The following is a 14892-nucleotide window of genomic DNA, read 5'->3' on the forward strand; positions in this document are numbered from 1 at the left end:
GGAGTGGCCGCGGCGCTGCTGGCGAACACCCTGTACAGCCTCGGTTTCGTCCTGGAGAAACGGGCGCTCACCGCGCTGCCCGAGGTGACCATCCGCAACCCCGCCCGGCTGCTGAGACTGGTGCTGGGCAGCCCGCTGTGGATCGGCGGTTCCCTCGCCCTCGCCTCCGGTTTCGGCGCGCAGCTCGTCGTGTACCGGACGCTGCCGATCGCCGCCGCCCAGGGCATCTTCGTCTCCGGTCTGGTGCTGCTCGTCCTGCTCTCCGCCCGGCTGCTGGGCGAGGAGACGACCGGGCGGGAACGGTATGCGCTCGGTGCGATCCTCGCCGCGCTGCTGATGGTCGTGCTCTCCCTCAAGGAGGGCTCGGACACGGTCAGCCGCAGCGCCCCGTACCAGCTGATCCTGCTGGTGTGCGTACCGTCGCTGGCGGGCGGTGTGTGGCTGTACGGCGCCGCGGAGCGACGCACCCGCCACCGCCACCGCGCTCCGACCACGGGCGTGGAGTACGGGGTGGCCGTCGGCCTGCTGTACGGGGTCAGCTCGCTCGCCATCAAGGGCGTGTCGAGCTACCTGACGTCGAGCGGGCTGGGCGGTGCGGTGGTCGGTCTGCTCAAGTCCCCGTACCCGTATCTCCTGCTCTTCACCGGCGCGTTCGGCCTGGTGATGTCGCAGGCCGCGCTGCAGCGCTGCCGGGCCTCGCTGATCGTGCCGGTGTGCACGACGGTGACCTGTCTCTACACGGCCGTACTCGGCACCCTCTCCTTCGGCGAGGCGCTCCCGCACGACCCGGTGCGGCTCGCCCTGCGTCTTGCGGGCACGGTCCTCGCCGTCTCCGTCCTGCTGGCCATGCCCAAACACGACCAGCCCGCACCTGGGACGCCTCCCCCACCTCCCATCGCCACCAAGGAGTTGACCCCTCCATGAACCCCGACGACCCGCTGCTGCGGATCCTGGCGTGCCCGCTCGACAAGGGCCCGCTGCACCTCGTGAGGCCGGACGGCCAGGCCGTGCCCGAGGCCCTGTACAACCCGCGCCTGCACCGCCGTTACCCGATCGTCGACGGCATCCCACAGCTGCTGCCGTCGTCCGGGGAGCAGGTGTCGGACGACGAGCACGAGGCCTTGCTGAAGCGGATGGCGCAGTGACCGTGACCCCGCCCCGCACCCTGGCCGCCCGGCTGGCCCCGCTCCTGCCCGTCCGTGTGGTGGCCGCAGCCGCCCGGGCGGTCTACCCGCGCTTCGAGCCCGAGCTGGCCCGGCTCGCCGACCTGTGCCCGCCCGGCTGCGGCACCGCCGTGGACGTGGGCGGCTGGTACGGCCCCTGGACCCGGCGCCTGGCCGACCGCGCCCGCCAGGTGGTGACCGTCGAACCGGTCCCCCATCTGGCCCGCCTCCTCACCTCCGGCGCCCCGCCGAACGTCCGTGTCGTCCAGGCCGCCGCCTCCGACCGCCCCGGCACGGCCCGCCTCTGGCTCCCGCCGGACGACGCGGGCGACCGGGGCGTGTCCTCGCTGGTCCGCCGGGACATCCATGCCCGGGCCCTGCACGTCCCCTGTGTCACCCTCGACGAACTCGGCCTGCGGGACGTCGGCTTCATCAAGATCGACGTGGACGGCAACGAGCTCGCGGTGCTGCGCGGCGCCACGGGCCTGCTGGCCCGGGACCGCCCGGCCCTCTTCGTCGAGCTGGAGTCCCGGATCCAGCCGATCACCCCGGTCGTCACCTACCTCTCCCTCCTCCGCTACGAGGGCTGGGTGCTGCCCGGCGACACCTGGATCCCGCTGTCCCGCTTCCCCCTGGAGGCCCATCAGGCAACCGTCTCGCACGTCGTCGCCCAGGGTCTGCTGGGCCGCGTCCTGCCCTTCCGCAAGCACCCGCGCTACGTCAACTCGGTCCTCTTCCTCCCGGACGGCCGCCGTCCGGGCGCCGACGCGGTGGGCCACCATGGTTCCCATGCCGTCAGCCAAGCGCCCCGCCAGCCACCCCTTCACGCCCCTCGACTTCCAGCTGGTCCTGCTGCGCCGCATGGCCGACCACAACCCGGCTCTGGTGGAGGACGCCCGTCGTGAGCTGGGCGTCTCCATCGCCGACATGAGGGAGGCCAACAAGCGCTGGCAGGCGATGCTGCACTCCCCGCGTTCCCGCGCGGCCGTCTCGCGCTACCGCTCGATCCTGGGCGCCCCCGAGTCGACGATCACCCGCAAGGTCGGCGACCTGGACTGCGAGGCCCTGCTCTGGCCCGTCCCCCTCTGGCCGGGCCTCCGCTTCGAGGTCCTCCTCGCCCCGAACGGCGCCGTCTGGAACGAATGGCTGATCCGCGCCCCGGGAGCCGAAGGACCGGTTCTGAAGACCCTCGACGACCTCACTCCGTGGTCCTGCACGGTCGACGAGGTCGCCCGCGCCTTCGCCCCCGCCCGGCCCCTGGAGGGCACGGCGCCCACCCGGTGGGGGCTGGCGTTCACGGCACCGGACGGGCAGGGGGTGCGGCGGGAGGTGGCCGCCGAGTTCACCTGGGGGCTGCTGCAGCGGGTGGCGGTCAGCGACCGGTCGCCGTCGCCAGAATCGCGTCCCTGACCGGCGCCACCGACCCCGGATGCAGACCGAGGAACAGATTCGGCTCGACCAGCTCCAGCTCCATCAGCCGCGGCTCCCCGTCCGCCCCGTCGACCAGGTCCACGCGCGCGTACAGCAGCTCGGGGGCATCCGGTACGGCGGCCAACGCGCGCTCGGCGACCGCGAGTTCGGCCGGAGTCGGGGTCCACGGGACCAGGTCCGGGTGGGCCACCTTGGCGGCGTCGTAGGCCGTGCCCGGGGCCAGTACGGCGCCCTTGCGGCCGGCGTGCAGGAAGCGGCCGCCGAAGAACTGCAGGGCCCGCTCGCCGCTGACGTCGATGCCGGAGAGATACGGCTGGACGATCGCGGTCAGCCCCTCCTCGTGCATGCGCGCGAGGTGTCGTACGGCCGTGTCGTGGTCGTCCGGCGTGTAGCGGGCGGCGTACCGGGCGCCCGCGCCGGAGGTCGGCTTGATGACGTACTCGTGGTCGTCGGGGAGGTCGGGGGCGTCCCCGGGTGCGAGGTAGCGGGTGGGGACCACCGGTACGCCCGCCGCCGCCAGGTCCCCCAGGTAGCGCTTGTCGGTGTTCCAGCGCACGACCTCGGCCGGGTTGGCCAGCCGGGTGACCGCGGCGCACTTCTCGGCCCACGCCACGAATTCCTCCGCCCGCCAGCTGTAGTCCCACGTGGACCGGATGACGACGAGGTCGAAGCCGCTCCAGTCGGTGTCGGGGTCGTCCCACGGGACGGCGACGGCCTCGGCCCCGGCGTCCCGCAGAGCCCGCACCAGCACGGGCAGGTCGCGGTCCTTGCTCGGCTGCGCGCCGGGGTCGTAGGTGGCGAGTGCGACTCGGGGCACGGCGGACTCCAGTTCGTACGTCATACGGCGGTCGATCGTTTCGAAGGCTAACCATGGTCCCCGCAACCGAAGCAACCGGATTGACCTTCCCCTTCGGTGAAGCCGCAGCATCGGTGACAGGAACACGGGGAGGACTGCCGGATGCGCAGGGACATGCTCACGATCGGTGCGTTCGCACGGGCCTGCAGGCTCTCGCCGAAGGCTCTTCGCCTCTACGACGAGCTGGAGCTGCTGCGCCCCGCCCGGGTCGATCCGCACACCGGCTACCGCTACTACGCCCTCGGGCAGCTGGAGCAGGCCCGGCTGGTGGCGTGGCTGCGGCGGCTGGGCATGCCGCTGGCCCGGATCCGGGAGGTGTGCGCTCTCGAACCGGAGGCCGCCGCCCGGGAGATCCGCGCGTACTGGGCGCGGGTGGAGGCCGAGACGGCGGTACGGCGGGATCTCGCCGCGTTCCTCGTGGATCACCTGACGGAAGAAACCAGGAAGGACACCACCATGCTGGAACTGCGTTACTTCGCCCACTCCGACCGCGGCCGGGTGCGGCCCGCCAACCAGGACACGGCCTATGCGGGCGCCCGGCTGCTCGCCGTCGCCGACGGGTTCGGGCCGGCCGGTGCACCGGCGAGCAGCGCGGCCGTCGAGGCGCTCAGGTTCCTGGACACTCAGGAGGTGCCGGCGGGCAGTGTGCTCAACCTCCTGGAGGACGCCGTGCAGGGCGCGACCGAGGCCGTCCGGGACGCGACGGACGACCCCGACGCCAACGGCACGACCCTCACCGCCCTGCTCTGGACGGGCTCCCGCCTCGCCCTCGTCCACATCGGCGACTCCCGCGCCTATCTGCTGCGCGACGGGGAGCTGTTCCGTATCACCCACGACCACACGGTGGTCCAGTCGCTGATCGACGAGGGCCGCCTGACCGAGGAGGAGGCCACGGCCCATCCGCAGCGCACCCTCCTGCTCAAGGCCCTCGGCACCGGCACCCCGGACCTGCGCCTGCACGACGCCGCCCCCGGCGACCGCTACCTCCTGTGCTCCGACGGCCTGCCCACCGTGCTCCCCGACGCCCGTATACGAGAGCTTCTCTCCACCGGCGCCCCGGACGTGGCCGTCAGCGCCCTGGTGGACGCGGCGAACGAGGCCGGGGGTCCGGACAACGTGAGCTGTGTGGTGGCGGACGTGGTGCGGGAGCCCTCCTGATCGTCGCCGGCGGGGCGGCTGGTGTAGGAACGGGGGTGTCGTTCCTGCCCTGACGGATGGAGTGCATCGCGTGTCCTCTCTCTTTCCCGCCCTGGAGAGCCCGAGCGAGCGGGTGGCTCTGCGCTTCGGCGACCGGTCCCTGACGTACGCCGGGCTCGCCGCCGCGACGGATGCCCTGGCGGCCCGGCTCCCGCACGGCGGACGGGTCGCGGTCTGGGCCACGCCGGCGCTGGAGACCGCGGTGGCCGTGGTGGCGGCGCTGCGGGCGGGGGCGGCCGCCGTACCGCTGAACCCGAAGTCGGGCGAGAAGGAGCTCGCGCACATCCTGTCCGACAGTGCGCCCGGCGTGGTGCTCGCGGCTCCCGGTGACGAACTGCCGAAACCCGTAAGGGACTTGGAGCGTATCGATGTCGCCGTGACCGGTACCGGGAGCACTGCCCTCGCCGTGGTGATCGACGACGAGGACCCCGCCCTGATCGTCTACACCTCCGGCACCACCGGCCCGCCCAAGGGTGCCGTCCTGCCGCGCCGGGCGATCGCCACCACGCTGGACGCGCTCGCCGACGCCTGGCAGTGGACCGGCGACGACGTGCTCGTGCACGGGCTGCCGCTGTTCCATGTGCACGGGCTGGTGCTGGGCGTCCTCGGCCCGCTCAGGCGCGGCGGCTCCGTCCGCCACCTGGGGCGGTTCAGCACGGAGGGCGTGGCCCGCGAGCTGAACGAGGGCGCGACCATGCTGTTCGGGGTGCCGACGATGTACCACCGGATCGCCGGGGCCCTGTCCGAGGAGCCGGAGCTGGCGAAGGCTCTCGGACGGGCGCGGCTGCTGGTCTCCGGGTCCGCCGCCCTCCCGGTCCACGACCACGAGCGCATCGCGGCCGCCACCGGACGGCGGGTCATCGAGCGGTACGGCATGACGGAGACCCTCATGAACACCAGCGTGCGGGCGGACGGCGAGCCGCGCGCGGGCACGGTCGGCGTGCCGCTGCCGGGCGTCGAGCTGCGGCTGGTGGAGGAGGACGGGACGGCGATCACGTCGTACGACGGTGAGAGCGTCGGCGAGATCCAGGTGCGCGGCCCGAACCTGTTCACCGAGTACCTGAACCGGCCCGACGCCACGGCCGCCGCGTTCACCGCCGACGGGTTCTTCCGGACGGGCGACATGGCCGTCCGCGAGTCCGACGGCTATGTCCGGATTGTCGGCCGCAAGGCCACCGACCTGATCAAGAGCGGGGGTTACAAGATCGGGGCCGGTGAGATCGAGAACGCGTTGCTGGAGCATGAGGGAGTGCGCGAGGCGGCGGTCACCGGGGAACCGGATGCGGATCTGGGCGAGCGGATCGTGGCATGGGTGGTGCCGGCGGACCCCCAATCTCCGCCCGGCGCCGAGGAGTTGGCGGACCATGTGGCGGGCCGCCTCGCCCCTCACAAGCGTCCACGCGTGGTCCACTACCTGGAGAGCCTGCCCCGCAACGACATGGGGAAGATCATGAAGCGGGCACTGCGCCATGCCTGAGCCCCGCCTCTCCGCCCGCGAGATACTCGCGCTCGTCACCGACCCCGCGACCTTCACCGAACTCCCGTACCCGGCAAGGGAGTCCAGGCCGGACGGCCCCCTCGCCTGGCAGGGCTACGACGCCTCGCGCGCCCGTGCGGTCGAACGCACCGGCGAGACCGAGTCGGTCGTGTGCGGCACGGCCCGGGTCGCGGGCACGCAGGCGGTGCTGATCGCCTTCGAGTTCGGCTTCCTCGGCGGCTCGCTCGGCGAGCGGACCGGCGACCGCCTGGAGGCCGCCTACGGGCACGCCCGTGCACACCGCCTCCCGGTCGTGCCGCTGGTCGCCACGGGCGGCAGCCGTATGCAGGAGGGCATGCTCGCCCTCACCCAACTCCAGCGCGTGGCCCGCCAGTCGGCACTCACCCGCGAGGCCGGCCTCCCCCAGATCGCCGTCCTCAGGGACCCCACAACGGGCGGCGGCTGGGCCACCCTCGGCGCGGGCGCAGACGTGATCCTCGCCCTGCCGGGAGCACAGGTGGGCTTCGCGGGCTCCCGCGTCCGGCCCCCGGACGCGGACCCGACGGCGTACACGGCGGAGGCGCAGCTGGCGGCGGGGGCGGTGGATGCGGTGGTGCCTCCGGCGGAGCTGCGGGAGACGCTGGGGTTGTGGCTACGGCTGCTGTCCGCGCCCCAAAGGGGCGCGGGGCTGCATCAATCAGCGGCTCCGCCGCGGGGCGCGACCAGCCACAACGGCGCCGCAGACGCCATACGCCCCAACGTGGCACCCCGAGCAGCGCCGCTCCCGTCCGCCCTCGGTACTGAGAAGCTGCCCACCACCGGCTGGGACGCAGTCCAACAGGCCCGCTCCCCCCGACGCCCCCGTGCCCACGCCTACTTGGACGCCTACTTCACCGACCGCGCAGCGATCCACGGCGACCGCTCCGGCGGCACCGACACAGCGGGCATCCTCTGCGGCTTCGGCGAGCACGCGGGCCGCACCATTGCCTACGCCGCCCAAACCGGCACCCCCACCCGCCCCGCGGGCTACCGCACGGCCACCCGCCTGGTCCGGCTCGCGGACCGCCTCGGCATCCCGGTGCTGACCCTCGTGGACACACCGGGCGCGGCCAACGACGCGGAGGCGGAACGGCAGGGCGCGGGTGCCGCGATCGCGGAGCTGTTCGGCGCGGTCGCGGCCGCCCGCGTCCCGGTCACCACCCTGGTCATCGGCGAGGGCGGCTCCGGCGGTGCACTGGCACTGGCCGCGGCGGGCAACACCTGGGCCACGCCGGACAGTTACTTCTCGGTGATCGCACCGGAGCTCGCGGCCGCGATCCTCAAGCGGCCGGCCGAGGAGGTCGAAGCCACGGCCGACCAGCTGCGCATCCGGCCACAGGACCTGGTGGAGCTGGGGGTGATCCGGGGCATCGTCGGGCCCTGACCGGCAGCCCGTCCCAGCAGAACCCGGGACACCGCCAAGCACCGTCGGCAACAATGAAGTTCGGCGAGGTCACACAGCACACGGGGGAGCGAGCGGCAGCCATGGACGGGTTGATGGAGTTCAGGACCGAGGACGGTGCCCGGGTCGTCGTGGAAGGCGTGGAGAGCGAGACCGGCGCCCGGCTCGTCTCCCGCGGCGGCAGTCCCGTCCTGGCCGCGCGGACCTTCGAGGGGGCCCTGGACGGGGTGCGGGCGGCGGCCGAGTCGGCACTGAGGGTGTTCCGGGACGGCTCGCTGAAGCCCGACACCGTGGAGCTCGAGTTCGGGGTGAAGCTCAGCGCGGAAACCGGCGCGGTCATCGCGAAGGGCGCCGCGGAGGGGCATCTGGTGGTGAAGCTCAGCTGGTCACCGGAGCGGTCCCGGCCCGTTCCGGAGCCGCCGCAGTCGGCTTCCGCGGACTCCGGCCGGTCATGAGCACAGCTGCCTGGCACGCCCGTATCGAGTGCGGGAACGAGGTCGGCGCGGGTTTCCTCGTCTCCGCCCGGCGGGTGCTGACGTGCGCCCATGTCGTCAGGCAGAGCGGTGCTGCGGCCGTGACGGTGTCGTTCCCGCAGCGCATGGAGCTCGGCACGCTGTCCGCCACGGTGGCCGTGCACGGCGGCTGGCAGGGCGCCGCGGCCGACCCGGGCGACCTGGCCGTACTGGAGCTGGACCGTGAAGTTCCGCTGGCTCCGGCCGAGTTCGCCCCGCCTGGCACCGAGCACGGCGTGCCCTCGCCGCTGCTGGAGGCCTACGGCTTCCCGGCCGGGTACGACGAGGGCACGCTCGCCCAGTACCGGGCCGTGTCGAGCACGCTGATCGCCGGCGAGTGGGTGCAGCTGGAGGCCGCGACCGCGCACGGGCAGCCGCTCGCCGCCGGGTTCAGCGGGGCGGCTGTGACCCTGGGGGACGGCCGGGTCGTCGGCATGGTCTCGGCGATCGCGGGGGCGAGGGACGTACGGGTGGGCCGGATGCTGCCCACCCAGGTGATGGCCCGCTACTGGCCCGAGCTCGGCGAACTGGTCCCCACGCCCGAACACCGGCCCGATGCGATGAAGCGGCTGTACACGCTGGTGCGGCGGGCGGTGGCCGAGGGCGCGGACTGCGCCCCGGACCGGCTGTACGTCGACGCCGTGGGCCCTTTCGGGCCGCCGCTGCCCGAGGGCGGCTTCGGCTCGCTGTGGGACGCGGCCGGGTATGTGCAGTGGGAGGTGCCCGACCCCGAGGCGGCGACCCGGCTCGCCGACCGGCTCGCGGAGCTCCTCGACGCGCCGGACGGCGGCGCCGCCGCCTCCGCGTGGTCCCCGATCCTCGTGGAGCTCGACCGCAGCGGCGCGGGCGCCGACCAGGTCACCGTGGAGGTGTCCGCCTACCGGGGCGGACAGCGGCGGCGGGTGGGTTCGCACCGGCTGCCGCGCTCCGCCGTACGGGCCTATGTGCAGGAGCGCATCGACGAGGCGTTCACCCAGCTCGCCCCGGACGCGGACGAGCTGATCACGTTCGTGCTGCCCCGGGAGTGGCTCAACGAGCCGGTGGCGCAGTGGGAGTGCGGTGCCGACGACTCCACACCGCTGGGCTGTGCCTATCCCCTCGTCGTGGTGGACCGGGCCCGGTACCGCAGCGGAGGCCTGCGCCACCGGCTGGCGAAGAAGTGGCAGAAGCTGGACGCCTGTGCGGGGGCGCGGCTGCACCGCGTCGAGTGCGGTACCCCGGAGCAACCGCCGAGCCTGCGCAAGCGGCTGCGGGACGACGACGCCGAGCTGGCCGGCTTCGGCTTCCCGCCCGCCACCGCCCGGCGCCACTTCGAGATCGGCCTCAACACGCCCGTCCCGGTGCTGCTGTGGCCGCGGACGGGTTGCGCCGACTCCCGGCACGACGCCCCCTGCACCGGTACCGCCTTCCTCGACGAGCTCGCCGCCTCGGTCGCCGGCATCCCGCCTGTCGAACTCCCCTCTCGCATAAGGGAGTTGCGCGAGACCGCGGAGGCGGACGAGGACCCGGAGCAGCACTGGGCGAGGGACGTACAACTTCTCTGGGACGATCCGCGCTGCTTCCCCGAGCCCGCCGCCAGCCTCCACTCGCCCGTCGCCTGAGCCGCCCGCCGCACCTCACGGAGAGAAGCCCCATGCCCCTGTGGCCCGTCTACACCGGCACCAACGAGCCGCACGACGGCATCACCGAGCTGCCGCCGCCCCCGCCCTGGCGGGCCTTCGACGGCGGACCGGTCCTCGAGCTGCCGGACGCGGGCGAGGACGCCGCGGCCACCTCCCCGGACCGCACCCATCGCGCCGAGACGTACCGGGCCACCGAGCAGACCGTCCAACTCGTCAACGCGGCCCTGTATCTGCGCCGCCCGCTGCTGGTCACCGGACCGCCCGGCACGGGCAAGTCCTCGCTGGCCTACGCGGTCGCCCGGGAGCTGCGCCTGGGCCCGGTGCTGCGCTGGAACATCACCAGCCGCAGCACCCTGCACGACGCCCTGTACCAGTACGACCCGCTCTCCCGCCTGTACGCGGCCCGCAACAGTACGACCCCGGAGACGGGCATCGAGGACCATCTGCGCCTGGGCCCCCTGGGCACCGCACTCCTGCCCTACGCCCGCCCCCGCGCCCTGCTCATCGACGAGATCGACAAGAGCGACCTGGACCTGCCGAACGACCTGCTGAACGTGCTGGAGGAGGGCCAGTACGAGATCCCCGAGCTGGTCCGCACCGCCCGCCGCACCCCCGAGGCGGAGGTGATGGTCGACGGCACGGACGAGCGGGTGACCGTGCACCGCGGCCGGGTCCGCTGCAAGGCGTTCCCGTTCGTCGTGCTCACCAGCAACGGCGAGCGGGAGTTCCCGCCCGCCTTCCTGCGCCGCTGCGTCACCCTGCGGCTGCGCCAGCCCGACGACAGCCGGCTCGCCGACATCGTCCGCGCCCACTTCGACGAGGAGCCCGACGCGGACGCGCAGCGGCTGATCGACCGGTTCCTGTCCCGGGTGGGCGGCGGCGACCTGGCCACCGACCAGCTTCTCAACGCGATCTATCTGGCCCGTTCCTCCGACCTGCCCGCCGAGAACCTCGACGAGCTGGCGGAGCAGCTCATGCCCTATCTCGGCGAGACCTCGCAGAGCGATGCCTTCTGAGACCTCCGGCGCCCCGGAACCCCTCGCCCGCCTGGCCGACGTGCTGGCCCAGGCGGGCGACGGCACCCGCCCGACCCCGCTCGAACTCGCCGAACTCCTCTGGCTGGCCGGCCACCTGGAGCCCGCCGCCGAGCCCGCCGCACCTCCGGCGCCGGAACCTCCCGCACCGGAACCCCGCCCGGCAGAGCCCGCCGAACCCGCACCGCCACCCCGTCCGCCGCACCGCGACCCGACCCCCGCCCAGCCGTCCCGGCCCCACCGCGTCCCCCTGCACCTCCCCGGCCCCGGACCGGCGACGAAGCCGCACACCACCCTGCTGGCGCCCGCACCCCCGATGCTGCGCCACCCCCTGGCCCTGCAGCGCTCCCTTCGTCCGCTCAAACGCCATGTCGACGCCCCCGTACGCCTCGAACTGGACGAGCAGGCCACCGCCGACCGCATCGCCCGCCTGGGCGCGGCCCCCGAGTGGTGGCTGCCGGTCATGCGCCCCGCCCGGGAGCGCTGGCTGCGCCTGAACCTGGTCCACGACGACGGGCCCACGATGCCGGTCTGGCGCCCCCTGATCCACGAACTGCACACCGCCCTGGCCCAGTCGGGCATCTTCCGCACCGTCGCCCTCCACCGGGCCGGCCCCGACGGCACGATCCACCGGCCCGGCGACCACAGCCCCGCAGACGGCCGCACGGTCACCCTTCTGGTCAGCGACTGCATGGGCCCGCAGTGGAGGGAGGGCCCCGCGGGCAGCCGCTGGTTCGGCATGCTGCGCCGCTGGGCCCTGCGGATGCCGCTGGCCGTCGTACAGCCGCTGCCCGAGCACCTCTGGCCGGACACCGCCCTGCCGACGACACCCGGCCGGCTGTCCGCCCCGCACCCGGCGGCCCCCACCGCCGCGCTCACCTTCACGCCGTACGACCCGACGGTCCGCCACGAGGGGGGCGGCGCCATCGCCCTCCCCGTGCTGGAACCGGGACCGCAGTGGCTGGCGAACTGGGCGGCACTGATCGCCACGCCGGGAGGCACGGAGCACCCCGCCTCGGCCGCCCTCCTCACCGGTCCCCTCCCGGCCGACGCCGACGACCGCACGGACCTCGCCCGCCTCTCCCCCGAGGACCTGATCCTCCGGTTCCGGGCGACGGCCTCTTCGGAGGCCGTCCGGCTGGCCGGTCACCTCGCCCTCGGCCGCCCCGACCTGCCCGTCATGCGGCTGGTCCACGCGGCCCTCGAACCCCGGTCGCGTCCCCAGCACCTCGCCGAGGTGATCCTGAGCGGCATGCTCACGACGGTCCCGGGCCCGCCCGGTTCGTACGCCTTCCGCCCCGGCGTACGCGACCTGCTGCTGCGCGGCCTGCCCCGGACGGCACGCGGTCGGACCGCCGAACTGCTCGCCCGGGTGGGCGGGTTGATCGACGAGCGGGCCGGGGCGGCGCCCGGGGAGTTCCGGGCCACGGCGCCCGCGACGGGCGGAACACCGACGGCCGCGGACGGCGAGGCCTTCGCGACGGTACGCCCGGAGAGTGCGCGGCAGCTGAGCGGGGCGGGCGGGGCGCCGCCCCCGGTCCCGGCAGGCCTGGGCAGCCGCTACCGGCTGATCCGGCGGCTGAAGCCGACCAGGTCGCTGTGGGAGGCGCAGGACACCGAGGAGAACCGCGCCGTGGTGCTGCGCCTGCACGAGCCGGTGTCGGACCGGGCCTGGCGGGAGGCGTTCCTGCGGGACGCGGCGCGGCTGCGGGACCTGGACCACCGCAACGTCGTCACCGTCCACGACTTCGGCATCGACGACGAGGTGCCGTACGTCGTCATGGAGTACCTGGACGGCCTTCCGCTGAACAGCCTTGCGGCGCCCTTCGGTTACCGCCTGCCGGGGCCGTTGACGGTGTCGGTCGGCAGTCAGCTGGCCGATGCCCTCTCGGCCGTCCACGCCGCGGGCCTGACGCACGGCGGCCTCCACATGTCCCGGGTGGTGCTCCTTTCCGACGGGACGGTGAAACTCAGCCTCTTCGAGCCGGGCCGGGCCTCGGGGCCGCCGGGGCGCGCGGAGGATCTGCGGGCGCTGTGCGAGCTCATGCTGCAGCTGGCCTCGGGCACCTCACGGCTGACGACACCCATCGAGCACAACTGGCTGACGAATGTGCCGTTCGAAGTGCGGGGGACGTACGCACGTGCCTTCACCATGATGATGTCCCGTTCCCTGTGGACCCAGCAGCAGGGCATGAAGCTGCTCATGGAACCCGAGCTGCGGCCGAGCGCCCGGGCCGCCTACGACCAGCGCTGCTACTTCGTCCTGGGCCCTCTGCACCTCGAACTTCCGCACCCGGCCCCGGAGTTGGAGCCGGAGGAACGGGCCATGCTCGCCATGCTGCTGCTCAAGACCGGCCACACGGTGACCTACGACGACCTCAGGGCGGGCATCTGGAACCGGGGCGAGGAGCCGGGAGACGCCATGGCCGAGCTGGGCCGGCTCGCGTCCCGGCTGCGGACCGTGCTGGGCCCCGGGGTGCTGGCGACCCGCCCCGACGGTTACGCCGTGCACACCAGCGCGGACTACGTGGACCTGGTCCACTGCGACGAGTTGGTGTGGCGGGCGGAGGTGCTGCGCACCGAGAACGCCCTCAGCGAGGCGTACGAGGCGATCACCGAGGCGCTGGGCCTGTGGCGCAGCGGCGATCCGCTGGCGGACGTGCCCGGTCCCGCCGCCAGGACCGCCCGCACCCGCCTCCTCCGGCTCCGCCTCGGCCTGTACCGCACCCGGGCCGAACTCGACCTGGACCTGGGCGAGTTCGAGACGGCCGCGGCCGGTCTCGAGCACCTGGTCCGCGAGTACCCGTCCCGTGAGGACTTCCGCCGCCTGTACCTGATCGCCCTCAAACGCCAGGGCCGGATCGCCGAGGCCCTGGAGGTGTACGAGGAGTACCGGCTCTCGGGCGGCACCAACCCCGAACTGCGGCTGCTGGGACGGGAACTGCGCGAGGAGTCCGGCGAGACCGCCGACGAGGAGCCGGAGCCGGAGTACGAGCCGGGGCCGGACCAGAACACCAGCTTCGGCCTGTTCGCCCCGGACGAGACGCCGGAGGGCAGCTTCCGGCCGGAGGAACTGCCTTCGCTGCTGTACCCCGACGAGGAGCCCGCCGAGGCCTCGCCCGGGTATGCGGCCGTCGCCTTCTTCGACCTCGCCGACGCCCCCGAGGACCAGGACTCCCTCCCGGCGCTGGGCCGCTGGGTGCTGCGACTGATCACGGCGAGCGGCCTGGAGGAGACGTACTACGAGTTGCGCCGGCGCGGAAGGGGCTACGCCGTGTCCTTGGACTCCGGCACGGCACGGCCCCTTCTCAGCGCCACCCTGGGCCGGCCGGCCGAACCGGTCGGCACCCCGGTGGCCATCAGCTTCCACGCCGTGGGTGACGAAGAGCCCGACTGGGCGGCGGCCCGGCGGCTCCTGGACACGTCCGGCGCGCCCGCCGTCATCACCGTGTCGCCCGTCCTGCGTACCGAGCTGGGCGAGACCTCAGGGCCGGCGGCCGGCTGGCAGCCCCTCCCCCACCTGCCGAGCAGCTCCCCCGACGGGGCCCCTGCTCCTCTCGCGCTGGGCCCCTATCCCCTGCCCGTCGGACAGGGGCTCCCCGAACCCCGTGGCAGAACACGCGACGTCGTCTACGCCCTCCCCGGCGGTGAGCTGAGCCTGACGCGCACCCCGCGCGCCGAGAGCTACTACGAGGTCGACCTCACCGTCCGGCAGGCCGCCCGCGAGGTCGTCCTGCCGAGCTTCGGAGGCGGCACGTTCATCGCCTCCGTCGAACTGTCCTGGCACGTCGACGATCCGGTGGAGCACATCCGCGGCGGCCCGGCGAACGTCCCCGAACGCCTCCTGAACCACCTCACCACGGAGGCGCGTCGCATCACCCGCCGCCATCCGCCCACGCGCGCCGGGGCTGCCCAGAATGCCCTGCGTGACGCACTGCGCCGCTGGCCGGTGCCGGGGCTGTCCGTGGCGTGCTCGGTCGAACTGAGGGACCAAGGCAGGGCCTAGCGACCCCACAGCGTCGAACATAAACCGCAAAACCCCCATTCAGTGGCGCCCCGACCGGCCCTGCACAAAAGGCGCCGCCCCCTCCGGCACCGCACGATGCCATTGGGACCCGCTGCCCGGCGGCCCCACGGTCTGCGTTTTTCTGGAGGACCC

The 14892-nt window shown here is 73.7% G+C and carries 12 protein-coding genes; 11 read left to right on the forward strand and 1 reads right to left on the reverse strand.

The genetic code is table 11. The features are described 5' to 3' along the window. The first annotated feature begins 3 nt into the window (after positions 1-3). The 4 genes from ACFY1E_RS01870 to ACFY1E_RS01885 are packed head-to-tail and all read left to right on the forward strand — an operon-like array spanning position 4 to position 2573. Complete coding sequence (locus ACFY1E_RS01870) at positions 4-924, forward strand: hypothetical protein (protein WP_389071582.1); 921 nt, start codon at positions 4-6, stop codon at positions 922-924. Beyond that, positions 921-1145 (forward strand): Trm112 family protein, encoded by a 225-nt coding sequence (locus ACFY1E_RS01875; protein ID WP_389070214.1) that lies wholly within the window; start codon positions 921-923, stop codon positions 1143-1145. The genes ACFY1E_RS01870 and ACFY1E_RS01875 overlap by 4 nt, the downstream gene beginning before the upstream one ends. Positions 1146-1147: 2 nt before the next feature. After that, the gene (locus ACFY1E_RS01880; RefSeq protein WP_389071584.1) at positions 1148-2068 is read left to right on the forward strand and encodes an FkbM family methyltransferase; all 921 of its coding nucleotides are present in this window, start codon (positions 1148-1150) and stop codon (positions 2066-2068) included. Then, positions 1953-2573 (forward strand): hypothetical protein, encoded by a 621-nt coding sequence (locus ACFY1E_RS01885; protein ID WP_389070216.1) that lies wholly within the window; start codon positions 1953-1955, stop codon positions 2571-2573. The genes ACFY1E_RS01880 and ACFY1E_RS01885 overlap by 116 nt, the downstream gene beginning before the upstream one ends. Here ACFY1E_RS01885 and ACFY1E_RS01890 read toward each other — a convergent pair. Beyond that, positions 2536-3411, reverse strand: coding sequence for a RimK family alpha-L-glutamate ligase (locus ACFY1E_RS01890; RefSeq protein WP_389071587.1), 876 nt, complete (start codon positions 3409-3411; stop codon positions 2536-2538). The two genes, ACFY1E_RS01885 and ACFY1E_RS01890, sit on opposite strands and share 38 nt — an antisense overlap. A gap of 141 nt (positions 3412-3552) precedes the next feature. Between ACFY1E_RS01890 and ACFY1E_RS01895 the strand changes: the two genes are divergently transcribed. The 7 genes from ACFY1E_RS01895 (at position 3553) to ACFY1E_RS01925 (ending at position 14739) form a co-directional block, all read left to right on the forward strand. Next, positions 3553-4608, forward strand: a complete 1056-nt coding sequence (locus ACFY1E_RS01895; protein WP_389070219.1) for a MerR family transcriptional regulator — start codon at positions 3553-3555, stop codon at positions 4606-4608. A gap of 70 nt (positions 4609-4678) precedes the next feature. Further along, positions 4679-6124 carry an acyl-CoA synthetase gene (locus tag ACFY1E_RS01900; protein ID WP_389070221.1) on the forward strand — a complete coding sequence of 482 codons (1446 nt, stop codon included), beginning with the start codon at positions 4679-4681 and terminating at the stop codon, positions 6122-6124. Beyond that, complete coding sequence (locus tag ACFY1E_RS01905) at positions 6117-7547, forward strand: carboxyl transferase domain-containing protein (protein ID WP_389070224.1); 1431 nt, start codon at positions 6117-6119, stop codon at positions 7545-7547. The genes ACFY1E_RS01900 and ACFY1E_RS01905 overlap by 8 nt, the downstream gene beginning before the upstream one ends. Positions 7548-7648: 101 nt before the next feature. Then, positions 7649-8020, forward strand: coding sequence for a CU044_2847 family protein (locus tag ACFY1E_RS01910; protein ID WP_389071589.1), 372 nt, complete (start codon positions 7649-7651; stop codon positions 8018-8020). After that, complete coding sequence (locus ACFY1E_RS01915) at positions 8017-9678, forward strand: trypsin-like peptidase domain-containing protein (RefSeq protein WP_389070225.1); 1662 nt, start codon at positions 8017-8019, stop codon at positions 9676-9678. Before ACFY1E_RS01910 ends, ACFY1E_RS01915 begins: the two co-directional genes overlap by 4 nt. 32 nt (positions 9679-9710) lie before the next feature. After that, the gene (locus tag ACFY1E_RS01920) at positions 9711-10715 is read left to right on the forward strand and encodes an AAA family ATPase (protein WP_389070228.1); all 1005 of its coding nucleotides are present in this window, start codon (positions 9711-9713) and stop codon (positions 10713-10715) included. Continuing rightward, a complete protein-coding gene (locus ACFY1E_RS01925) occupies positions 10705-14739 on the forward strand; it encodes an SAV_2336 N-terminal domain-related protein (protein ID WP_389070230.1) in 4035 nt (1344 codons plus the stop codon). The genes ACFY1E_RS01920 and ACFY1E_RS01925 overlap by 11 nt, the downstream gene beginning before the upstream one ends. Positions 14740-14892 lie beyond the last annotated feature (153 nt).

The sequence above is a fragment of the Streptomyces sp. NPDC001604 genome, from assembly GCF_042893475.1.
Taxonomy (GTDB): Bacteria; Actinomycetota; Actinomycetes; order Streptomycetales; family Streptomycetaceae; genus Streptomyces.